The sequence below is a fragment of the Brucella sp. GW823-FHT04E01 genome (assembly GCF_058796175.1).
Window position 1 is genome coordinate 479,313 of the sequence record NZ_JBXAIK010000004.1, and the last position, 22,454, is coordinate 501,766.

Here is a 22,454-nt window from a genome sequence, read left to right on the forward strand (position 1 = left end):
CGATTTACGTCCCTTTAAACTGCCGCATTTACCCTGCACCGGATTAGGCCCTTATTTGCTTTTGCGGCACAAAATCCCGTAAAGCACGCAGACATTATTCAGAATGACCGGTCCACATCACGATTGGACCGGCAAACGGGTGGGCGGATCCAGGCTGACATGACATCGCGTGACGATAAAAACCGGCGCATCGAACCTTCCTTCGGTGGCGAAGAGAAAAAAGATGACGAGGTTTTTCGCGTCGACGAGGAGGATCGCATGGCACGCTCACAGCAGCGCCGACGCAGGCAATCAGAAGAACCGGAACCACGCGCTTCACGACGTGGCAAGAAGAAGCCGCGTGGCTTTTTCGGCTTTCTGCGCCGCTCGATCTACTGGTGCCTCGTACTTGGCCTCTGGGGCGGTATCGCCTTTGCAGGCATGCTGGTCTATTTCGCAGCCAAGATGCCGCCGACGACGGATTGGGCCATTCCTGATCGTCCACCGAATGTGCGTATCGTTGACGTCAACGGAAACCTGATCGCCAATCGCGGGACTACCGGCGGCGAGGCCGTGGGCTTGCATGAAATGTCGCCCTTTATCCCGAAGGCCGTCATCGCTATCGAGGATCGCCGCTTCTATTCGCATTTCGGCATTGACCCCATCGGCCTTGCCCGCGCGGTAGTAACCAACGTTGTTTCGGGCCGCGCTGTTCAGGGCGGATCAACGCTGACCCAGCAGCTTGCCAAGAACCTGTTTCTTTCTCCCGACCGCACGCTTGAGCGTAAAGTGCAGGAAGTCATGCTCGCGCTCTGGCTTGAGCACAAATACACCAAGGACCAGATTCTCGAGATGTATCTGAACCGGGTCTATCTCGGTTCCGGTGCTTTCGGTGTTGATGCGGCCTCCCGGCGTTATTTCAGCAAGCCCGCCAAGGATGTGAACCTGATGGAAGCGGCAACCCTTGCCGGTCTTCTGAAGGCACCGTCTCGTCTGTCACCTGCCCGTGATCCGGAAGCCGCCGCTGCACGTGCCAAGCTGGTGCTGGGTGCCATGCGCGAGGAAGGCATGATCGACGACAGCCAGATGGCCATCGCCGAAAGCGAACCGATGACGCGTGCGCCATCCTACTGGCAGGGCTCGGAAAACTATGTTGCTGACAAGGTTGTGGCGGAACTACCCGAGCTGATCGGTGAAGCGAAGGAAGACATCACCGTCCAGACCACCATCGATCTGAACCTGCAGCGCGCAGGCGAAGAGGCGATCAAGGACCAGATTTCCCAGAGCGGTACAAAGATGAACGCCAGTCAGGGCGCGCTCGTTTCCATTGACAGTACCGGCGCAGTTCGCGCCATGGTCGGCGGCGTCGATTATGCCACAAGCCAGTTCGACCGTGTCACCGATGCTCACCGCCAACCTGCATCATCCTTCAAGCCCTTCGTCTATCTGACAGCGCTCGAACAGGGGCGGACACCGGACTCGGTACGCAACGATGCTCCGGTTCGTATCGGCAAATGGACGCCGAGCAACGATAACGGCAAATATATGGGACAGGTGACGCTGGCTACCGCCCTTTCTCATTCACTGAACTCCGTTGCGGCGCAGCTCGTGATGGAAGTCGGCCCGCAGACCGTGATCGACACGGCCCATCGGCTTGGCGTTCAGTCCAAACTCGAAGCCAATGCCTCGCTGGCACTCGGCACGTCGGAAGTGACCCTGTTGGAACTGACCGATGCCTATGTGCCCTTTGCCAATGGCGGCTATCGCGCGCCGGTCTATTTCATCACCAAGGTGACGGATTCCGACGGCAAGGTTCTTTATCAGAAGGAAGATGGCGTTGGCCCGCGTGTCATCGATGAACGCAATGTCGGCATGATGAACGCCATGCTGCGGCGCACGGTGGAAGACGGGACGGCAAAGCGCGCCGCCTTCGGCTGGCCCGCAGCAGGCAAGACCGGCACCAGCCAGAATTTCCGCGATGCGTGGTTTGTCGGCTATACGGCCAACCTCACAACCGGTGTATGGTTCGGCAATGATGACGGCAAGGGCATGAAGCGCGTGTTCGGTTCGACCCTACCGGTCGCCGCTTGGAAAAACTTCATGAAGGAAGCACATAAGGGCGTGCCGATTGCCGAGCTTCCCGGCCATTACGATATCCAGAACGTCGTTCCCGGTGGCAGCGACGGCATCGATCCGAATGCGCCTTACGATCCCGGCATGATGCCGCAGGATTCCTATGGCAATCAGCCGATGGCGGCTAATGGTGATGACGGCTACTGGCCACCTGCTCCGGATTCCGCTGCCCGCAGCGGTATCCAGCAGTCGAATGAGACGGGCCGCCCACTCGCCGAACAGCCCGGCGCTGCGACTTACCCGGCCAATGCCAATGACAATTACCGCCCGATGCCGCCAGGCGACGTGGGCGGCGGGCAGCCGCAGCAGCCAGGAAAATCAACGACATTGCTCGATATCATCATGGGTAATTCACAGTAACATCAATAGAGGCCGCCACTGGCGGTCTTTACTCGCGATCAAGTGAAGCAGCTTCAATACAAGCTTGTTCGAGCGCGTTTCGATCTGATTAAGTCAGATCAACGCTCTCACTATTTCCGCTAACACGCACAGTTTCCGAAAACCGTTTCACACTTTTCGTGATGCGCTTTAATTCCCCTCGAAATCTTGAGCGGCTTGGTCTATTCAAGATTGGAGAGCGAGGTTTCCATGTCCCAAGTCACCAAAACAGACGTTGCCGGTTCCGATACTCCCAAGGCGGATACCGAACGTAAAACTCTGGTCCTGACCGGTGCCAGCCGTGGCATCGGCCATGCGACGGTGAAGCGTTTTTCGCGGGCCGGGTGGCGCGTCATCACCTGCTCGCGACAGGATTTTTCCGACAATTGCCCCTGGCCTGCCGGTCCGGAAGATCACATCAAGGTCGACCTCGCCGATCAGGAAGATGTCGGCAAGGCAATCGCTGAAATCCGCCGCCGTCTCGAAGCCGATGGCAGCAAGCTTCATGCACTAGTCAACAATGCAGGTATTTCGCCGAAGGCGGAGGGCGGACGCCGCATGAATTCCATCGAAACGCCCATGGCGGTCTGGCGCGATGTATTTCAGGTCAACTTCCTTGCCTCGATCATGCTGGCACGTGGCCTGTTCAAGGAACTCGAGGCTGCACATGGCTCGGTGGTCAATGTGACCTCGATCGCGGGTAGCCGCGTGCACCCATTTGCCGGAACCGCCTATGCTACATCGAAGGCCGCACTTGCTGCCCTGACCCGCGAAATGGCCTCCGACTTCGGCCCTTACGGTATCCGCGTCAATGCCATTGCACCGGGAGAAATCGATACGGCGATCCTTTCACCGGGAACCGACAAGCTAGTGGAACAGCTTCCGATGCGCCGCCTCGGCAAGACATCGGAAGTGGCGGAAACCATCTACTTCCTCTGCTCCGAGGCCTCATCCTATGTGACGGGTTCGGAAATTCATATCAATGGCGGCCAGCACGTCTGACATCTTAACAAAGCGCGGAGATTGAAATTCTTCGCGCTTTTGTGCTTATGTCTGTTTCAATCGATTTAACAACAGAGTTGTGCCTTCATGATCCTTTGCTGCGGTGAATCCCTGATCGACATGCTGCCACGCGAAACCGCAGCGGGAGAGACCGCATTCCAGCCTTTCGCGGGTGGCTCCGTCTTCAACACGGCCATCGCACTTGGACGCCTTGAGGTCCCAACCGGTTTCTTTTCAGGCATTTCCTCCGATTTTTTCGGCGAGGTGCTGCGCGATAATCTGGCGCGATCCAATGTCGATTATTCTTTTGCCGCAATCTCGGACCGCCCGACGACACTGGCTTTCGTGCGTCTGGTCGATGGGCAGGCGCGTTACGCCTTCTATGATGAAAATACTGCTGGCCGCATGCTGGCCGAGAGCGACATGCCCTATGTCGATGATGCCATCGACGCCATGCTGTTCGGCTGCATCAGCCTGATTTCCGAACCGTGCGGCAGCGTCTATGAAGCGCTGATGACGCGTGAGGCACCAAGGCGGGTCATGTTCCTCGACCCGAATATCCGTGCTGGCTTCATCACCGACCGCGAAAAACATCTGGCGCGCATGAAGCGCATGATCGCGCTCGCCGATATCGTGAAGCTCTCCGATGAAGATCTCGCCTGGTTTGGCGAAAAGGGCAGCCACGACGAAATCGCAGCCGAATGGCTGAAGCTCGGACCGAAACTGGTGGTCATCACCAAGGGCGCGCATGGCGCTGACGCCTATACGACCAAGGCAACCGTGCGCGTGCCGGGTGTGAAAGTGGACGTGATTGACACCGTTGGCGCGGGCGACACGGTCAATGCGGGCATTCTCGCCAGCCTTCACAATCAGGGCCTTCTCGACAAGGACGCGCTTGCCGGACTGACTGAAGACCAGATTCATTCCGCCGTCGCGCTCGGGGTCCGGGCTGCTGCCGTCACCGTCTCGCGTGCAGGTGCAAACCCGCCATGGGCGCATGAGATGAAGGATTGACGCAAGGCAAAGCCGTGACATGATGCGTCCGGCCTGCGTCGACCTTTTCCGACAAGGTCCGAACAGGAGTCCAGAACATCATGAGCATCGAATTTCTGCTGACATCCTTCATCATCGTTGCATCGCCTGGTACTGGCGTGCTGGTAACGCTTGCGGCAGGGCTGTCCCGTGGCGCACGGGCCTCAGTCATTGCCGCGCTCGGCTGCACGCTCGGCATCGTGCCGCATATGCTGGCTGCCGTGACAGGGCTGGCGGCTCTGCTCCATACCAGCGCACTTGCTTTCGAGGTCATCAAATATGCAGGCGTTGCCTATCTGCTCTATATGGCGTGGATGACGCTCAAGGAGCATGGCACACTGAAGATCGAAACCAACGACGCGCCGCGTTCGGACCGTGAGGTCATCTGGTCGGCGATCCTCGTCAATCTGCTGAACCCCAAACTGTCGATATTCTTCTTTGCCTTCCTGCCGCAGTTCGTAAATACGCAGCAGGGCGGGACGGTTGCCCGTATGGTGGAACTGTCTCTCGTCTTCATGGCGATGACATTCGTGGTGTTTGCGTTCTACGGTGTGTTCGCAGCCGCCGTCCGTAACCAGATCATCTCGCGCCCCGCTGTGCTTGCATGGATGCGCCGCAGCTTTGCTGCCGCCTTCGTCGCGCTCGGGGCAAAACTCGCACTGACCGAACGATAGACCATGGCCCAGAATATTTATGATCGCGACGAATTCTTCGCCGCTTACAGCCAGTTGCCACGTTCCGTGCATGGGCTGGAAGGCGCGCCTGAATGGCCACTTGTCCGTTCACTTTTGCCCGATCTGACCGGCCGTGACGTTGCCGATCTCGGTTGCGGTTTCGGCTGGTTTTGCCGCTTTGCTCGCGAACAGGGAGCTGCCTCCCTCACCGGCTACGACCTTTCAGAAAACATGCTCGAACGCGCACGCCGCGACACACAGGATGACGCCATTCGCTACATTCAGGCCGACATGGAAAGGCTGGAACTTCCAGAAGCAAGCTTCGATCTCGTCTACAGTTCTTTGGCCTTTCACTATATCCGCGACTTCCCGCGTCTTTTGAAAGCGATCCATGCAGCTTTGCGGCCAGAAGGTCGCTTTGTTTTCACGATTGAGCATCCGATCTTCATGGCGCCGCTTACGCCGGGCTGGATCGAGGAAGGCAACGGCCAGAAGCGCTGGCCGGTCTATCATTATGCAGTGGAAGGTGAGAGGCGGACCGATTGGCTGGCAGAGGGTGTCATCAAATATCACCGCCGCCTCAGCACCTCCGTTAATGCGCTGATTGAGGCCGGATTTGCCATCAACCGGCTGGAGGAATGGCATCCGTCGCCAGAGCAGATCGCGGCATGGCCAGCACTGTCGGAGGAGATGGAACGACCTATGCTGTTGATAGTTTCCGCTAGCCGACAGACTGCTTGACCAGCCACATTTCACGCCTTTTATAGGGGTGGGCGGGACACGAATCAGACTGGCGAGGAGAAACCATGGACGTGTTGCGCATTGCTGCCTTTTCGCAAGGCAATCAGGGCGGCAATCCCGCTGGAGTGTTGATCGCCGATCGCCTCCCCTCCCCGCAAGATATGCAGAAAATCGCAAAGGATGTGGGCTTTTCCGAAACCGCCTTTGCTGCGCCGGAGGACGATAGCTGGCGCGTTCGCTATTTTGCGCCGGAAATGGAAGTGCCGTTCTGCGGTCACGCTACCATTGCTCTCGGCGCTGCGTTGGCCATGCGCATGGGCGATGGACGTTTCGCACTCAAGCTCAACAATGGCGATATCAGCGTCGAAGGCCGCAAGGAAGGCGAGCTGTTTGCGGCCAGCCTGCAATCGCCACCGACGCGCCAGCGTGCCGCCAATGATGCGGAAGTGGAACAGGCGCTGGCACTGTTCAGTTTCGAACAGGATGATCTGGCACCCGGTCCGGCACCGGCCCTGATCCATGCCGGGGCGGACCATATCGTGCTTCCGCTTCGTTCACGCGAAAAGCTGGCTTCGATGCATTACGACATGACGCGCGGGCGCATCCTGATGAAGCGGCAAGGCTGGACGACGATCCTGCTCATCTATTCCGAGACGCCGAAGCGCTTCCACAGCCGCAACCCGTTTGCCTCCGGCGGAGTTTATGAAGACCCGGCGACTGGCGCGGCCACGGCGGCCTTTGCCGCCTATCTGCGTGATAGCGGCTGGCCGCATGGCGGCGAGATCGAAGTCTTTCAGGGCGAGGATATGGGCAGTCCGTCACATCTGCGCGCCCAGATCGGCAATGAGCGCGGCGGCTCTATCCGCGTTTCCGGCACCGCACGGTTGATGCAATAGAGCGCATCCCGAAAAGTGTGAAACGGTTTTCGGATAAGATGCGCGTCAAAACAAAAGATTAGGGCGCCGATCTGATCCAGTCAGATCGAAACGCGCTTTAATCGCTCGTTGCAGCTCGTCACACGCGGACGAGCTGCTCCACCCGCTCCTCATTTCCGAAGAACTTGAGATAACGAGCCACTTCCTTGGGATCGCCGGTCGCCTTTTGCGGATTGTCGGAAAGCTTGACCGCCGGATGGCCGTTGGCATCCGTCACCTTGCAGACCAGCGAGATGGCATTCAGCCCTTCGATTTCCTTCGGAGCGCAACCTGCAAAATCATTGGTGAGGTTGGTGCCCCAGCCGAAGCTCATACGCACACGCCCTTCGAAGTGACGGTAAGTCTCCTCGATCGTATCCACATCGAGCGCGTCGGAAAAGATCAGCAGCTTTTCGCGCGGGTCCTTGCCGCGTGACTTCCACCACTCGATGATGCGCTCGCCGCCTTCGATGGGCGGGGCACTGTCGGGGCGAAAGCCGGTCCAGTCGGCAACCCAGTCCGGCGCATTACGCAGGAAGGCAGCCGTGCCGAAAGCATCGGGCAGAACGATCAGAAGATTGCCGCCATAGTAACGGTTCCAGTCCTGCAGCACGCGATAGGGGGCTGAGCGCAGTTCCTCGTCATTCTTGGCAAGAGCTGCCAGCACCATCGGCAATTCATGCGCATTGGTGCCAAGTGCTTCAAGATCGGTATCCATGGCCAGAAGCACATTGCTGGTGCCGGTGAAGGCATCGCCAATGCCTTCCTTCAGCGCTTCGACGCACCAGCGCTGCCACAGGAAGGAATGGCGGCGGCGCGTGCCGAAGTCGGAAATCTTCAGCCCCGGCAGCTGGCGCAGACGTTCAACCTTGCTCCACATCTTCGCCTTGGCGCGCGCATAAAGCACGTCGAGCGAAAACGGTCCGAGGTTCTTCATCGCCGCGCGCGAACGCAGCTCGTTGATGATGGCAAGTGCGGGAATTTCCCACATGGTCGTGTGCGACCACGGTCCATGGAAATGCAGCTCGTACTGGCCGTCCTTGCGGCGCAGATCATATTCCGGAAGCTGGAAATCGTGCAGCCAGTTCAGGAACTCGGGCTGGAAAATCTGCTTGCGGCCATAGAAACTGTTACCCGCCAGCCAGATCATTTCCTTCTTGGAGAAACGCAGCGTGCGGGCATGGTCGAGCTGCGCACGCAATTCGCCCTCATCGATTTCGTCGGCAAGGCGCACAGAAGTCGTGCGATTGATGAGCGAGAAGGTTGCATCCACCTTGGGGTAAAGGCCCCAAATCATCTGCAGCATCAGAAGCTTGTAGAAGTCCGTATCCAGAAGGCTGCGGACGATGGGATCGAGCTTCCATGCGTGATTGTAGACGCGGCGCGCAATATCAGTCTTGGCCATGACGGCCTCCAGAAAAAGCATGTTTCCGATAGCACAAACATCCGGCTTTACTTCGCCGAGTCGTGCAAAAGGCGGGTTTTCACCCGCCTTTTTAATCGGTTCACTTCTGTTTGGGAAGCTCTACGACGATTTCGTGTTCTCCGTCCGGCTTGATCGGCACACCCTCTTCCGGCTTGCCGACCTTGCGACCGTTGAGCTTCACCACCTTGTCCTTGGCACTGGGGGCACCTACCACGACCTTCACGCGATAGAGCGCTTCGCCAAAGCGGAGCTCGGCTTCATAGCCATCCCATTCCGGCGGCAAGGCCGGGTCGAGATGCAGGCGGTCGCCGTGTTTTGTAACGCCAAGGATACCCTCCGTCGCAACGCGGTAGAACCAGCCGGCGGAACCGGTGTACCAGGTCCAGCCACCCTGCCCGCGACGCGGCTCGACAGAATAGATGTCGGCTGCAATCACATAAGGCTCGACGCGGTAGATATCCGGGTTGCGACCATGACTGACCGGGCTGATGAGCGAGAACAGACGCCATGCTTCAGCCGTCTTGCCCATGCGGGCGAGCGCCAGAATGGCCCAGGTCGCACCGTGGGTGTACTGGCCGCCATTCTCACGAACGCCCGGTGGATACCCCTTGATGTAGCCCGGCTCCTGAATGGTCCTGTCGAAAGGCGGCGTGAAGAGACGCAGCAATTCGCCTTCGTCATCCAGCAGGTACTTTTCGAGCGAAGCCATCGCCTGTTCGGCGCGCTTCGGATCGGCAACGCCGGAAAGCACGCTCCACGACTGTGCGATGGCATCGATCTGGCATTCGTCACTGTCCTTCGAGCCAAGCGGTGCGCCGTTGTCGTAGAAACCACGGCGATACCACTGGCCATCCCAACCATCGCGGTCGAGCGCTTCGGTCAGGCTTTCCAGATGTGCTTTCCAGATATCGACGCGCTTCTTGTCCTTGCGCCCTTCGGCAATCGGGATGAATTTACCGAGCGTATAGGCGAGGAACCAGCCAAGCCAAACGCTCTCGCCCTCTCCCTTCACGCCGACGAGATTCATGCCGTCGTTCCAGTCGCCGCCGAGGATCAGCGGCAGACCGTGCTTGCCGGTTCGCTCGACAGCAAGGTCGAGCGCCAAGGCGCAATGCTCATAAAGGCTTGCCGTCTGTTCGGAGATTTCCGGCTGATAGAAGGCATCGTGTTCGCCCTCCTCCAGCTTGCGCCCTTCGAGGAACGGCAGCTTTTCATCGAGGATCGAGCGGTCGCCCGTCGTCTCGACATAAAGCGAAGCGCCATAGCCGAGCCAGACAACATCGTCCGAGATCAGCGTGCGGACGCCCGCCCCGGTCGCTGGCAGCCACCAATGCTGGACATCGCCTTCCGGGAACTGGCGTGATGCCGCATTGAGTATCTGCGCGCGGGCAAGCGTCGGATCAATCAGAAGCAGCGACAGCGTGTCCTGCAACTGATCACGGAAGCCGAACGCACCACTTGCCTGATAGAAGGCAGCGCGGGCCCATATACGGCAGGCAATCGCCTGATAGGGCAGCCAGCCATTGACCAGAAGGTCGAAAGCAGGGTCTGGCGTTTTCACCTGAACGCGGTCGAACAGGCCTTCCCACTGCTGTCTGGCAGCAGCAAGCTTGTCACCGAACGACACCTTGCGGGTTTCGGCGATCAGCGCCTTCGCCTGTCTCTGATCGGCGGCATTGCCGAGCAGGAAGACGATCTCGCGTGCTTCACCCGGCCCCACTTCGATATCAAGAGCGAGCGCCGCACATGGATCGCGGCCTGCTTCGACCGTACCCGAAAGCGCCTTGCCAGCCAGCACGACTTCCGGCTTGTCCACCGAACCGGTGGTGCCGATGAACTCGCTGCGGTCGGCAGTGACGGATTGCGGCTTTTCGGTTGCCGCAAAGAAAGCAATCTGCCCGGACTTGTCCGGATGATACGGATTGCCTGCAAAGAGTGCGCCCAATTCCTCGTCCTGCGAAGGTACAATGAAAGGCACGTTCTTGGAGCGGGCATTGCCCAGCACCCATTCCACATAGCCATAGACGCGCAGCTTGCGCTTGGAACGCCCGTTATTGGTGACGGTCAGACGAGACAGGCGCACCGGCTTGTCCGCATCCACGATGTGGGTGAGGTCGAGTGCCAATTCGCCATGCTGTGCCCCGAAGCTCGAATAGCCGTGGCCATGACGCGCTTCATAGGTCACGGCCTCATCGCGCAGCACGCTTGCCGTTGGCGCAAAGGTGCGGCCCGTTTCACGGTCGAGGACATAGATCGCCTCGCCCGGACGGTTCGTGACCGGATCGTTCGCCCATGGGGTGAGCTGATAATCGCGGCTGTTGCCTGCCCAGGTGAAGGCCGAACCTTCCGCCGAGACATGGAAGCCGAAATTCGGATTGGCGATCACATTGATCCACGGATGCGGCGTGTTGGCGCGGTTGTTGACGCGCACTACATAGCTGCCGTCCTCGGCAAAGCCACCATAACCATTCCAGAAACGAAGATCGTCCCCGGACGGCGCAGGACGGTTTACTACAGGCTTGACCACAGGACGGCGTTCTTCCGTCCCGCGTTCAATGGCGACAGGCGCAAGCCCCGCAGCACCCAGCCCCTGAGCCGAAGCCTGACCGCCAATGGCAGTCTTGGCATCGCGCGCCGCCAGATCGACGGTGATTTCCTCGCTGCGACGAAGCTGCTCGGCCAGCGAGCCGTTCTGCGCATGCATGACGATGCGCGCCGAGGCGAGCAGCGTGTTGTAGCTTTCGTCGCTCATCTGGTCGCGGCGCACCGCGAAGATGTGCGGCTGACCGCCACCACGGGCGCGGAAACCTTCCACGATCCAGTCGATGGCGCGCTGTGTGTCCTGCGCATAGGAGAAGGCACGCTCGTTGACCGCCACGACATCGACGGTTAGGCCCTTCGAGCGCCAGTATTCCTGCGCGCGCAGCACACCACGCAACACGTCGAGATCAGCTTCGTTGTCGATACGCAATGCGAAAATCGGATAGTCGCCGGATATCGACATCGGCCACAGGTCGGACTGCTTGCCGAGGCCGCTGGCGATGGTTTCCGGCGGCTGGCGCAATGTCCGCTCCGGATAGAGCAGATAGGCGGCCACCTTCTGATAGTCGGCAGCTTCGGCAGGCTTGATGCCGATATGGTAGAGCTGCACCTGCGAGCTGGTCCATGACAGCGAATATTCGCGGGCGAAGGTTTCCGGATGCCGATGCAGCGCCACGGCGTGTTCTACCGCATCGCGGCTGCCGCCTGCGAAGGTCCAGAAAACGAGGCTCACCTTTTTATGCGCCGGAACGCGGACACGTGTACGCACCGAAGCGATCGGGTCGAGCACGCAACCCTGGCTGCCGTTGAACTTGGCACCCTGATCGAAGGCAGCCGCATCGCGCAAGCTGCGGCCACGACCGACAAAGGCACGGCGGTCGGTTTCGACTTCCGTTTCGCGGATCGAGCCGGAAAGATCGGTCACGAAATGCGCGACGTGGATATCCGGATCGGATGGCGCGCGCTTGCGGCGCTTGGCATAGATGGTCGAACCGTTATCGGAGATTTCGGTCTCTACGAACATCTTGGCAAAGGCCGGATGGGCGGCATCGCTGTCGCTGTCGGTCAGCACCAGTTCCGCATAGGAGGTGACCTCGATCATACGGTCGCGGGCGGACGTGTTGATGATGTCGAGCCTGCGGCCTTCGCCGTCCGATTCCGACGACACGATCACTTCCATAACGGTCTTGATGTCACCGGCGGTCTTGTAGAATTCCGCCTTGTCTTCGGTGAAGACCGTTTTGGTTTCCTCTTCCGGGTTGCGGACCGGTTCGCCGGTTGCCGACCACCAGTATCCGCTTTCCATGTCGCGCAGGAACAGGAACGTGCCCTGAAGGTCTTCCGACGCATCGGCGTGGAAGCGGGTAATGTCCCAATTGTGCCAGCGGCTGTAGCCTGAACCGTTTGCTGTCACCATCAGCGCATATTGTCCGTTCGACATCATATGCGTGGTGCGCGGCGCCTTGAACGGCTTGTCGACAATCCGCATCGGCGCATCGTCGAAGCCACCCGAATCCACGCGCATCGGATTTTCCGTCTTGGCGTAGATCATCGGGATTTCGCGCGGTGCCTTTTCCTGCAGGAGCAGTTCGGCGGCCTCGATCACCGGATCGGAGTGGAAACGCTCGCGCATCCGGCCTTCAAAGATCACGTTGTTGACCGCGATGATCGCCATGCCGTGGTGATGGGCGTAGTAGTTCTTCACCACAGCACAGAGTTCGCCTTCGCGAACACGTGACGGCGTGAAGTCCACCGAATCATGGAAGCCATAGCGTCCGAGCGCGCCGAGCTTGGCAAGGCGCTTCAGGTTCGCGACAGCGGCAGCAGGCTGATACTGCGCGGCGAGCAGGCTCGCATAGGGCGCGATGACCGCATTACGCGACAGGCCACGCTGCAGACCGAGATTGGGCACACCGAAATTGGAATACTGGTAGTTCATATGCGCGTCTCGCGCATTGAACGCCGCTTCCGAAATACCCCATGGCAGACCGCGCGAGGTCGCATAATCGATCTGGCGCTGCACCACGAGCTTGTTGGTCTGGTCAAGCAGCGAACCAAGCGGCTCGGACATGACCAGCGGCGGCATCAGATATTCGAACATCGAGCCGGACCAGGAGAGCAGAGCGCCCTTCCAGCCCACCGGCACCAGAAGACGGCCAAGCTTGAACCAATGTTCGACCGGAACGTCGCCCTTGGCGATGGCGAACAGGCTCGCCAGACGCGCTTCGGACGCCAGAAGATCGTAGCAGCTTTCGTCCAGTTCGTTTTCCTGCACACGGAAACCGATGGAGAGAAGGCGGCGTTCCTTCCGTTCGAGGAAACCGAACTGCATATCGAATGCGAGCTGGCGCGAACGGGTAGCAAGATAGCGCAAACGCTCACGCAGCGCGTCCGTATCGTGCTCGCCGATGGAATCCTCAGTATGCGCCTTGCAGGTATCGACGAGAATGCGCGCCCATTCCACGGCTTCAGCGCTTGCCGGGGTTTCGATTTCGCCATCGAGTTCGTCCATCAGGCGAACGATGTCGGTTGCAAACAGCGACAGGTTGATGGTGCGGAAGGAGGCCGTTTCCGGCTCATCCTTGATGGAAATCACGGCGCGGCGGAAATTGGCAATCCGCTCTTCCAGACGGCGGCGCAGCGGACGCAGAATCCGGCGATCATCCGGGATTCTCGCGATTGTCTCTTCAAGGATGTCGTTGACATCAAGGATACCGTCGAGGTCGCCCTGCATGTAGACGGATGGTGCTTCCGCCCATTCTTCCAGCGCCGACGACAGCGTGACCAGATGCCCGGCAAGATTGCCGCTATCCACCGCAGAGACATAAAGCGGGCGCATCGGCGTCAGCGTGTTGGTCTCGTACCAGTTGTAGAGATGGCCCTGATACTTCTCCATCTTCTCAAGCGTATCGACAGTGGCTTGAACGCGGTCCAGCGTTTCACCGAAGCCGATCCAGCCGAAATCGCGCGCGGCGACGACGGACAGGAGATAGACGCCGATATTGGTCGGCGACGTGCGCTGCGCGACAATCGGCGCCGGATCTTCCTGGAAGTTGTCCGGCGGCAGATGGTGGTTTTCCTCGTTTGCGAACTCGGCGAAATAACGCCAGGTCCGGCGTGCATAGCGGCGCAGGTCCGACTTGTCGGAAGAAAGCACTTCCAGCGTGTCCTGCGGCTTCGCCGAACGGCTGACCAGCCATGCAATCAGCGGTGAGGCAAACCAGATGACGGCAAATGGCGCTGCGATCATTGCCGCATGACTTTGGGCAGCAAGCGGGATGAAGATCGCCAGACCCGCAATGGCTATGGCCGGCCACATCAGCTGGAAATAAAACAGCAGCGTATCGGGCGAGGTTCTCGCCTGCGCAGCCGTGCGCCATTCCAGAAGATTGCGATGCGAGACGAACAGGCGATAGACGGTACGCACAATCGCATCCGCCATCAGGAACGCCGAATGGGCGATGAAGGTGGTGCGCAGCGCCACATCGGCCGTGCCGAGCGCGATGTCAGTCAGCACCGACTGCGCATGACCTTTCAGCGAATAGTCCATGTTCGATGGAATGAGATTGGTCACAATGCCGAATGTCGGCGCAACGAACATGGAGAGAATGAGGAAGCCCTGCCAGACGGCAGCAGGCCCGATTGGCAGCACGCTCCAGCCGACGACGGCTGCGATCAGCCACAGGATCGGATTGAGCGAGCGGCGCAGGTTGTCGACCATCTTCCAGCGCGTGATGTGGCTGACGCCACGACTTGTCGAAAACAGCCAGGGCAGAAGCTGCCAGTCGCCACGCGCCCAGCGATGATGACGCGATACGTCGACATTGTAGCCGGTCGGATAATCCTCGACCACTTCGACATCGCTGACCAGAGCCGCGCGGGAATAGCCGCCTTCGAGAAGATCGTGGCTGAGCAGCGTGTTCTCAGGCACGCGGCCCTTCAGCGCTGCCTCGAAGGCATCGATGTCGTAAAGTCCCTTGCCGGTGAAGGTGCCTTCACCGAGCAGGTCCTGATAGGTGTCGGACACGGCGAAGACATAAGGGTCGATACCGCGATTGACGGAGAAGACGCGCTGCAGGAACGACGCCTCGTCACCGGTGGTGAGCGAGGGCGTTACGCGCGGCTGGAGGATGCCGTAACCGCGCACGACCTTGCCGGTCTTTTCGTCGATGATCGGACGGTTCAGAGGATGGCTGAGCTTGCCGGCCAGATGCGTGACGGATTCCGGCGTCAGACGCGTGTCGGCGTCCAGCGTCATCACATATTTGATTTCCTTCGGCAGGCGTCCGTCCGGCGGGAAAAAGCTCGTATCCTGATCACCGCGCAGCAGCAGGTTCAGCTCGTGCAGCTTGCCGCGCTTGCGCTCCCAGCCCATCCAGCAATTCTGCTTCTCGTTGAAGAGGCGACGACGATGCATGAGGAAAAAGCGTGGCTGGTCGTCGCCGGTATAATGCTCGTTGAGCTTGGCGATTTCCTCGCGCGCATATTCATAGATTTCCATATCCGCAGGGGTGATTTCCTGCTTCGCATCGGTCCAGTCACTGACCAGCGCAAAGTAGATTTCACCACGCGGATTGGTCAGATAATGAACTTCCAGATTGCGAATCTGCTCGTCGATGGAATCACGCGAGGTGATGAAGGTCGGCACCGCGACCAGCGTGCGCGCCTCCTCCGGCAAGCCTTCCTTATATTCGAAACCGATGAGCCGCGTCGGCTGGACAAACCATGGCACCAGCGCATTGAACAGCGAATAGGACGCGTCCATTGCCGGGAAGATCGCCAGAAGCGTGAACAGCGTGCGCAGATCAGTCGAAAGACCGGCGCGGATCATGCAGTAATTGACGAGCAGAAGGATCAGGATCGTGAAGATCGCCGTCGGGATGAACAGCCCCCACAGACCGAGACCACGATAGAAGCGCAGCGCCTTGACGCCGAACGGCGCCTTGTAGCCACAAACCTTTTCCAGCTCCTTGCGCCCTTCGCCGGACAGGTAATAGGCGATTGCGCCTTTGCCCTCGGCTTCCGGATGACCGGCCTTTTCCGCACGATGTCCGTCTTCGGCCAGTTTCAGCGCAGCCCATGTGATGTCGATTTCGCTCATGTCCGAATACCGGGCGAGCTTTTCAATGGTCACGCGATAGGCATTGCGGGAACGGAAATCCAGAAGCTCGAAATCGCTGTGGTCACGCAGGATCGCATCGACCTCGTTGACGGTTTCGAACCAGGTTTCCCAGTCCACGTCATCGATGGATTTCAGGCTGCGGATGACATTGCCCATCGTGACGCCGCCGGTGGACTGGCGGGCATGTTCCTCAACGATGGCGTCTTCCGGATTGCTGCCTTCCTGCTCCAGAATCCGTTCCAGCCAGCTGGCAGCAGCCGTGGTGTCGGTCGATGAGGAACGCAAGCGATAAAGAAGGTGGGTCGCGAAAGTGCTGTCGCGGGCAGCATCGGCATATTGCGCCAGAACCGAATCCAGTTCGGCACCGTCGGTGGCAACCACGATGCGGTCGGCGGCCGTATTGGCGAGATTGCGCATGATGCGCGCGCGGTCGACGCGCAGCGCCAGACGGCGTGCATTCTCGATCAGGAAATAACGCACCGCAGAAGGCAGCGCCCACAATTCACCGATCTTCAGGGGCTCCACGGTCTGGAAACCCTTGACGATGGCCGTCAGCGTCTTCAGCGAGAAATTGCTGTCCGTATGGGCGACATAAAGCCAGGCCAGCGCGAAAATGCGCGGCATGCCTTCATATTTCTCAACCGGCGCCTTGTAGAGCGGCAGCTGACGGATGAAGCGGCGTGGCAGGTCGCGGCGGGCCTGCTGCACGTTCTTGTCGATCTGGTAGTGATTGTCGAGCAGCCATTGCGCGGCTGGCGTGATGGTCTCGCCCGCACGCGATGCGGCATCTGAGGCGCGATAGGCATGCAGGATCAGCTTGCCGTTTTCGGAAAGGCGCTGATCGAACGGGAAGGCGATATAGCCCGGCAGCGGAATGTCTTCGCCCCGCGCCACGGCAGCGGCAAGCGCGCCAAGCTCTTCCTCGGTTTTATACAAGGCCCGGATGGGAGATGGTTGTTCGGGCGGAATCCGGCCCGATGCATCGGGCTCGCTGGATTTGGGTTCCATCGAAGGTTTCTGCATCGGCGATTTATTCTCGGTAGAGGTTGAATTGGAGAGCGAAGAAGACAATTCCGGCATCTGCCTTAACAGCCTTTCCGAAGGAAATGAGTTATCTGCGGCGGGTGGATACTGACATTATTCCGAATTTTCATTTCAGGGAAACGGCAGTATCCGTGATCGGTTCCCTGAATGTCGACCGCATTTGGCCAAAATGCGACGGCGCAATGTGCTGATATTCAAACCGTTTGAATCGCAACGCACAATTCTTTCCGCCCATTAATGTTGCGTTATGGAACACCCCGTTTCCTGCAACCCTAACATATTGAAAATAAAAATAATACTACCGCAGGTAACGTGCCGGAAAATTTCGGTGCGGCCCCGCCACACCCGTCAATAGAGAAAAGCCCGACAGGTCTGCGGGAATCACCGCGCATCTGCCGGGCCTCATATTTCACTTCACCAGAAAGTGACGATCAGGAATCTGCTCCGGAACCGGTTTCACTGGCAGGAAAAAGCTTCCAGTAACGCGGTCGGAAGGCGATGCGACTCTTTTCCGCGGCTGGATGTTCGGCTGGAATTTCGATCTCCACCCGCTCGCGTGCGCCGCCTACTTCCAGTTCGACACGCCGCTTGCCGCCCGAGCGACGGCTCGCCACCACCGTGCCTGCGATGCAGCCGCCGCAACCGTCCAGCAATTCAACATCGTGCGGACGGAAGAAGAGCTGCGCATCGCCATCCGCCACATCCTGGGCTGTCAGGCCGATATTGCGATCCACCAGCCAGATCTCGCCCTTTTCGACCCGTACCGGAAGCGTGCTGGACTCGCCGATGAAGCCATAGACGCCCGGGGAATTCGGATTGTCATAGACTTCGTCGGGCGTACCGACCTGCTCGATACGCCCCTGGCTCATCACCACCACGCGGTCGGCGAGCTCCAGCGCCTCGTCCTGATCGTGGGTCACGAAAACGGTCGTATGGCCGGTCTTGTCGTGAATCTCGCGCAGCCAACGGCGCAGTTCCTTGCGCACCAGCGCATCAAGCGCGCCAAACGGTTCATCGAGAAGCAGGACTTTCGGTTCAATCGCCATGGCGCGGGCAAGCGCCACGCGCTGGCGCTGACCACCGGAAAGCTGCGCCGGATAGCGCTTCTCCAGTCCCTGTAGCTGGACGAGATCGAGCAATTCCAGCGCGCGGTTGCGAATATCGTCACTCGACGGACGTGTCGCGCTTGGACGCACCTTCAGACCGAAGCCGATATTGTCCGCCACCGTCATGTGACGGAACAACGCATAATGCTGAAAGACGAAGCCGACATTGCGCTCCTGAACGCTCTTCTGCGAGGCGTCTTCGTCGCCGAAGAAGATGGTACCTTCGGTCGGCGTTTCCAGCCCGGCAATCAGGCGCAAAAGCGTGGTCTTGCCTGAACCGGAAGGTCCCAGCAAAGCGATCAACTCGCCGGAACGAATATCCAGCGAGACATTATGCAACGCCGGGAAGCGAGCGAACTCCTTACGCACACCGGCAACACGAACTTCCATTCCCAATCCTTCCGTCTGCCATAGCAGGACTATGCTTTACTTCTGCCGCCGTGCGGCCAATTGCTCGTTTAGATGTCAGTGCCCGTTTCCGCTGCCAGCCAGTTCATCGCCATAACGCAGTTCCAGCGCTGTCTTGATGGCAAGTGTCAACAACGCCAGGAAAGCCAGCAGCGACGCCACCGCAAATGCACCGACGAAGTTATATTCGTTGTAGAGGATTTCCACATGCAGCGGCATCGTATTGGTGAGACCGCGAATATGTCCAGAGACAACGGAAACAGCGCCGAACTCGCCCATTGCACGGGCATTGCAGAGCAGCACACCGTAAAGCAGCCCCCATTTGATATTGGGCAGCGTCACATAGCGGAACGTCTGCCAGCCATTGGCGCCCAGCGAAATCGCTGCCTCTTCATCCCCGGTTCCCTGTTCCTGCATCAGCGGGATCAGTTCGCGCGCGACGAAGGGAAACGTGACGAACACCGTCGCCAGCACGATGCCCGGAACGGCGAACAATATCTCGATGCCGTGCCGTGACAGCCACGGCCCAAGCAGGCTGTGACTTGAGAAAAGCAGCACGAAAACAAGACCGGAAATGACCGGCGACACGGAAAACGGCAGATCGATCAGCGTCGTCAGCAGCGCCTTGCCCTTGAACTCGAACTTCGCGATTGCCCACGCAGCTGCAATGCCGAAGACCAGATTGAGCGGCACGGCAATGGCCGCCACCATGAGGGTGAGCCTTATCGCAGCCCAGGCATCCGGCTCGACCAGTGCCGCCAGATATTCGCCTGCCCCCTTGCGGAAGGCTTCCACGAAAACCGCTATCACCGGCAGGATGAGGAACAGGGCCAGAAATGCCAGCGCCAGAGCGATCAGCGTGATGCGCGTCGCCGGGCTTTCCGTGACAGCGCTTCGGCTGTTGCGAGGAGCGGCAGAGACAGGTTCATTCGCCATGACCATATTTCCTCCGTGTCCACGACTGGATGAGATTGATGAAAAGCAACATCGCAAAGGAAAGCGCCAGCATCACCGTGGCGAGCGCCGTCGCCCCGGCATAATCATATTCCTCCAGCTTGATCACGATCAGAAGCGGCGCGATCTCCGAGACATAAGGCGTATTGCCCGCAATGAAGATCACCGAGCCATATTCGCCGACGCCGCGTGCAAAGGCGAGCGCGAAGCCGGTCAGGATGGCGGGTTGCAGGCTCGGCAGCAGCACCCGCCAGATGGTCTGAAACCGGGATGCGCCAAGCGTTGCCGCCGCCTCTTCGACCTCGCGGCTGATTTCCTCCATAATCGGCTGGACCGTGCGCACCACGAACGGCAGACCGATGAAGATCAGCGCTATGATAATGCCCGCCCGCGAAAAGGCGATGCGAATGCCGAACGGAGCCAGCAGGCTGCCTATCCAGCCATTCGGCGCATAGATCGCGGCCAGCGCAATACCGGCCACTGCCGTCGGCAGCGCAAAGGGAATATCGACGATGGCATCAACGAAGCGGCGCCCCGGAAAGCGATAACGCACCAGAACCCAGGCGAGGATGACGCCGAAGACCACATTGACCAGCGCCGCGATGAAGGCGGTGCCAAAGCTCGTTTCAAGCGCTTTCAATGTGCGCTCGTCGGTGACGAGGCGCCAGAAGCCGGAAAACCCGACTTCGGTGGAACGCAGCACCAATGCCGCAAGCGGAATGAGAATGAGAAGGGTCAGATAGGCAACACTGAAGCCGAACGTCAGCCCGAAACCGGGAATGACGCTCGGCTTTCTGAAGTGCGACCCTGCTCTGGCCCGTGCAGGGAGCGAAGACATGCGTTGGTTTGTTCCCTCTTCAGTACTTATTGTTACTGATTGCTCTCGAACTCCGGATTATTTTCCCGGCTTGTAGAGCTGGTCGAACGTTCCTCCATCGCCAAAATGATAGGGCTGTGCCTTGGCCCATCCACCGAAAATCGGATCATCGATCGTCACCAGCGTCAAGTCCGGAAACTTGCGCTGCTTGTCGGCAGGGATGATGTCAGGCTTCGACGGACGGTAGAAATGTTTGGCGGCAAGCGCCTGACCTTCCGGCGAATACAGATATTCAAGATAGGCCTGCGCCAGCTTGGTGGTGCCGTTTTCCTCGGCATTCTTGTCCACCACCGCGACCGGTGGTTCAGCCAGAATGGATTGCGGCGGAACGACGATGTCGAATGCATCCTCGCCAAATTCAGCCACTGAGAGATAGGCTTCGTTTTCCCAGGCAAGCAACACATCGCCGAGCTGACGCTGCACGAAAGTGGTTGTCGAGCCGCGCGCACCAGTATCGAGCACCGGGACATGGCGGAACAGTTCGCCGATGTAATCCTTGATCTTCTGCTCGTCGCCACCGTATTGCTTGTAGGCCCAGGCCCATGCGGCGAGATAGTTCCAGCGGGCACCGCCAGAAGTTTTCGGGTTCGGTGTGATGACCTCGACGCCGTCCTTCACCAGATCACCCCAGTCCTTGATGCCCTTCGGATTGCCCTTGCGCACAAGGAAGACGATGGTTGACGTATAGGGAGCCGAATTGTTGGGCAGGCGCTTGCGCCAATCCTTGTCGATCTTGCCTGAAAGTGCGGCAATAGCATCGATATCGCTTTCAAGCGCCAGCGTCACCACATCGGCCTTGATGCCATCGATCACCGAACGCGCCTGCTTGCCCGACCCGCCATGGGAAGCGCGAATGGTGACGGTTTCGCCGGTTTCTGCCTTCCAGTGGGCGGCAAAAGCGGCGTTGTAATCCTTGTAAAGTTCACGCGTCGGATCGTAGGACACGTTCAGAAGTGTCTGATCGGCAAAGCTTGCCTGAACCGTTCCGGTCAGCGAAGCCGCAGCCACCAATGCTGCCAAAGTGAGCGAGAATCTCGATATCTTCATGACCGCCTCCATGTTTCACTGGCCAAGACAGTATCAGAGCTCTTTGAAGACAGGATGCCACAAGCCGGTCGTTATTTGAAACGACTTCGAAAAATCTACTCATTTTGTCGGAGAATTCGGAGATAATTTTTCCACCGGCGTGTCGAAACACGCCGGTGATAGTATCATTAACTCATTGAGCCGACACCGGTCCGGCAAGCGGTGAAGTTTGGGTGGGGAGGCTGCTCGTGGCCTGCCCCAGTTGGAGCGGAGGCTGCTTCGGCTCATTCCAGCCCATGAAGTTGTAGAGCGTATAGCGCCAGACTCCGATCTCCTCGTGAAGCGCCAGATCGGTCATGAGGAAAGACAGGCCCGGCGAAGACATGTTGGTATGCGATCCGGTCAGATAACCGGCCGCAACCGGCTCAGGCTTCACACCAAAATGTGCCAGATAAAGAAGATCGCGCTTCATCATCGGCGCAGCCTGTAGCAGAACAACTTTCGCCGGTCTGATCTCGCGCAGGATTGCTGCCACGTTCCTGGAGTTCTGCCAGCTGTTGCGGCTTTTCTCGTCAAGCAGGACGGAAGCGGGATCGACACCGGCCTTTTCCAGCTGCGTGGCGATTGATGCGGCTTCGGAAACACCCGTTCCGGCTACATCGGCGCCGCTGGCGATGAACTTGCAGCGAAAACCCTTCTCGACACATTGTCGGTTCATGGCGACCGCCGCCAAAATCGGCCCGTAGGAGAAGGCAAGTGGTTCGACCACCTTCTGACCGTCGCCATCGACTGTCTGGGTTCCCATGCCGAAGACGATGAAGGCAGTATTGTCTTCAAGCTGCGTCTGCAATTGCGATGAATAGGCCGATTGCAGGCGGCTCATCAGCGTGTCGGGAAGAATTGCCAAAGCAATTGCACCGTAAAAGATGGCCGCAAGGCCGATCAGAACGATTCCGGTCTTACGCCAATTGAAAAAATGAAGGAGCAATCCGGCAACAACAAAAGCCACGATCAGATTGAGCGTCATATGGGATCACCAGGCTTTAGTATAAATTTCTAAATCAAGCTCACCCGATATAAGTGCCTGCTATGAGTAC

General features: G+C 58.9%; 13 protein-coding genes. 6 read left to right on the forward strand and 7 right to left on the reverse strand.

Annotated elements, in window-relative coordinates:
• Positions 1 to 159: 159 nt before the first annotated feature.
• From AC1RHM_RS17410 to AC1RHM_RS17435, 6 genes are all read left to right on the forward strand, one after another.
• Complete coding sequence (locus AC1RHM_RS17410; protein ID WP_010657967.1) at positions 160 to 2,472, forward strand: transglycosylase domain-containing protein; 2,313 nt, start codon at positions 160 to 162, stop codon at positions 2,470 to 2,472.
• 228 nt (positions 2,473 to 2,700) lie between these two features.
• Positions 2,701 to 3,492: an SDR family NAD(P)-dependent oxidoreductase gene (locus AC1RHM_RS17415; protein ID WP_010657966.1), complete on the forward strand. Its 792-nt coding sequence runs from the start codon at positions 2,701 to 2,703 to the stop codon at positions 3,490 to 3,492.
• An 87-nt stretch (positions 3,493 to 3,579) separates the two neighbouring features.
• Positions 3,580 to 4,506, forward strand: coding sequence for a carbohydrate kinase family protein (locus AC1RHM_RS17420; protein WP_010657965.1), 927 nt, complete (start codon positions 3,580 to 3,582; stop codon positions 4,504 to 4,506).
• Between the two features lie 80 nt (positions 4,507 to 4,586).
• Entirely contained in the window at positions 4,587 to 5,198 is a 612-nt protein-coding gene (locus tag AC1RHM_RS17425) for a LysE family translocator (protein ID WP_010657964.1), read from the forward strand.
• Between the two features lie 3 nt (positions 5,199 to 5,201).
• Entirely contained in the window at positions 5,202 to 5,939 is a 738-nt protein-coding gene (locus AC1RHM_RS17430) for a class I SAM-dependent methyltransferase (protein ID WP_010657963.1), read from the forward strand.
• A 65-nt stretch (positions 5,940 to 6,004) separates the two neighbouring features.
• A complete protein-coding gene (locus tag AC1RHM_RS17435; RefSeq protein ID WP_151576417.1) occupies positions 6,005 to 6,835 on the forward strand; it encodes a PhzF family phenazine biosynthesis protein in 831 nt (276 codons plus the stop codon).
• A gap of 118 nt (positions 6,836 to 6,953) precedes the next feature.
• On the opposite strand, the gene pncB is transcribed toward AC1RHM_RS17435, so the two are convergent.
• The 7 genes from pncB to AC1RHM_RS17470 all read right to left on the reverse strand — a co-directional run bounded on the left by pncB (position 6,954) and on the right by AC1RHM_RS17470 (position 22,384).
• Positions 6,954 to 8,258, reverse strand: coding sequence for a nicotinate phosphoribosyltransferase (gene pncB / locus AC1RHM_RS17440; protein WP_010657961.1), 1,305 nt, complete (start codon positions 8,256 to 8,258; stop codon positions 6,954 to 6,956).
• A gap of 100 nt (positions 8,259 to 8,358) precedes the next feature.
• Positions 8,359 to 17,022: a glycoside hydrolase family 94 protein gene (locus tag AC1RHM_RS17445; RefSeq protein ID WP_151606492.1), complete on the reverse strand. Its 8,664-nt coding sequence runs from the start codon at positions 17,020 to 17,022 to the stop codon at positions 8,359 to 8,361.
• A 395-nt stretch (positions 17,023 to 17,417) separates the two neighbouring features.
• Complete coding sequence (locus AC1RHM_RS17450; protein WP_010657959.1) at positions 17,418 to 18,482, reverse strand: sulfate/molybdate ABC transporter ATP-binding protein; 1,065 nt, start codon at positions 18,480 to 18,482, stop codon at positions 17,418 to 17,420.
• 75 nt (positions 18,483 to 18,557) lie between these two features.
• A complete protein-coding gene (cysW, locus tag AC1RHM_RS17455; protein ID WP_010657958.1) occupies positions 18,558 to 19,436 on the reverse strand; it encodes a sulfate ABC transporter permease subunit CysW in 879 nt (292 codons plus the stop codon).
• Positions 19,426 to 20,292 carry a sulfate ABC transporter permease subunit CysT gene (cysT, locus tag AC1RHM_RS17460; RefSeq protein ID WP_010657957.1) on the reverse strand — a complete coding sequence of 289 codons (867 nt, stop codon included), beginning with the start codon at positions 20,290 to 20,292 and terminating at the stop codon, positions 19,426 to 19,428. Before cysT ends, cysW begins: the two co-directional genes overlap by 11 nt.
• A 57-nt stretch (positions 20,293 to 20,349) precedes the next feature.
• Positions 20,350 to 21,378, reverse strand: coding sequence for a sulfate ABC transporter substrate-binding protein (locus tag AC1RHM_RS17465; protein ID WP_010657956.1), 1,029 nt, complete (start codon positions 21,376 to 21,378; stop codon positions 20,350 to 20,352).
• Positions 21,379 to 21,550: 172 nt separating this feature from the next.
• The gene (locus tag AC1RHM_RS17470) at positions 21,551 to 22,384 is read right to left on the reverse strand and encodes a YdcF family protein (RefSeq protein ID WP_010657955.1); all 834 of its coding nucleotides are present in this window, start codon (positions 22,382 to 22,384) and stop codon (positions 21,551 to 21,553) included.
• Between the last annotated feature and the right edge of the window lie 70 nt (positions 22,385 to 22,454).

Bases quoted from the DNA above. Each gene is read 5' to 3' on its own strand.
- AC1RHM_RS17410 (WP_010657967.1), top strand. From the start codon at position 160: ATGACATCGCGTGACGATAAAAACCGGCGCATCGAACCTTCCTTCGGT.
- AC1RHM_RS17415 (WP_010657966.1), top strand. From the start codon at position 2,701: ATGTCCCAAGTCACCAAAACAGACGTTGCCGGTTCCGATACTCCCAAG.
- AC1RHM_RS17420 (WP_010657965.1), top strand. From the start codon at position 3,580: ATGATCCTTTGCTGCGGTGAATCCCTGATCGACATGCTGCCACGCGAA.
- AC1RHM_RS17425 (WP_010657964.1), top strand. From the start codon at position 4,587: ATGAGCATCGAATTTCTGCTGACATCCTTCATCATCGTTGCATCGCCT.
- AC1RHM_RS17430 (WP_010657963.1), top strand. From the start codon at position 5,202: ATGGCCCAGAATATTTATGATCGCGACGAATTCTTCGCCGCTTACAGC.
- AC1RHM_RS17435 (WP_151576417.1), top strand. From the start codon at position 6,005: ATGGACGTGTTGCGCATTGCTGCCTTTTCGCAAGGCAATCAGGGCGGC.
- pncB (WP_010657961.1), bottom strand. From the start codon at position 8,258: ATGGCCAAGACTGATATTGCGCGCCGCGTCTACAATCACGCATGGAAG.
- AC1RHM_RS17445 (WP_151606492.1), bottom strand. From the start codon at position 17,022: ATGCCGGAATTGTCTTCTTCGCTCTCCAATTCAACCTCTACCGAGAAT.
- AC1RHM_RS17450 (WP_010657959.1), bottom strand. From the start codon at position 18,482: ATGGAAGTTCGTGTTGCCGGTGTGCGTAAGGAGTTCGCTCGCTTCCCG.
- cysW (WP_010657958.1), bottom strand. From the start codon at position 19,436: ATGGCGAATGAACCTGTCTCTGCCGCTCCTCGCAACAGCCGAAGCGCT.
- cysT (WP_010657957.1), bottom strand. From the start codon at position 20,292: ATGTCTTCGCTCCCTGCACGGGCCAGAGCAGGGTCGCACTTCAGAAAG.
- AC1RHM_RS17465 (WP_010657956.1), bottom strand. From the start codon at position 21,378: ATGAAGATATCGAGATTCTCGCTCACTTTGGCAGCATTGGTGGCTGCG.
- AC1RHM_RS17470 (WP_010657955.1), bottom strand. From the start codon at position 22,384: ATGACGCTCAATCTGATCGTGGCTTTTGTTGTTGCCGGATTGCTCCTT.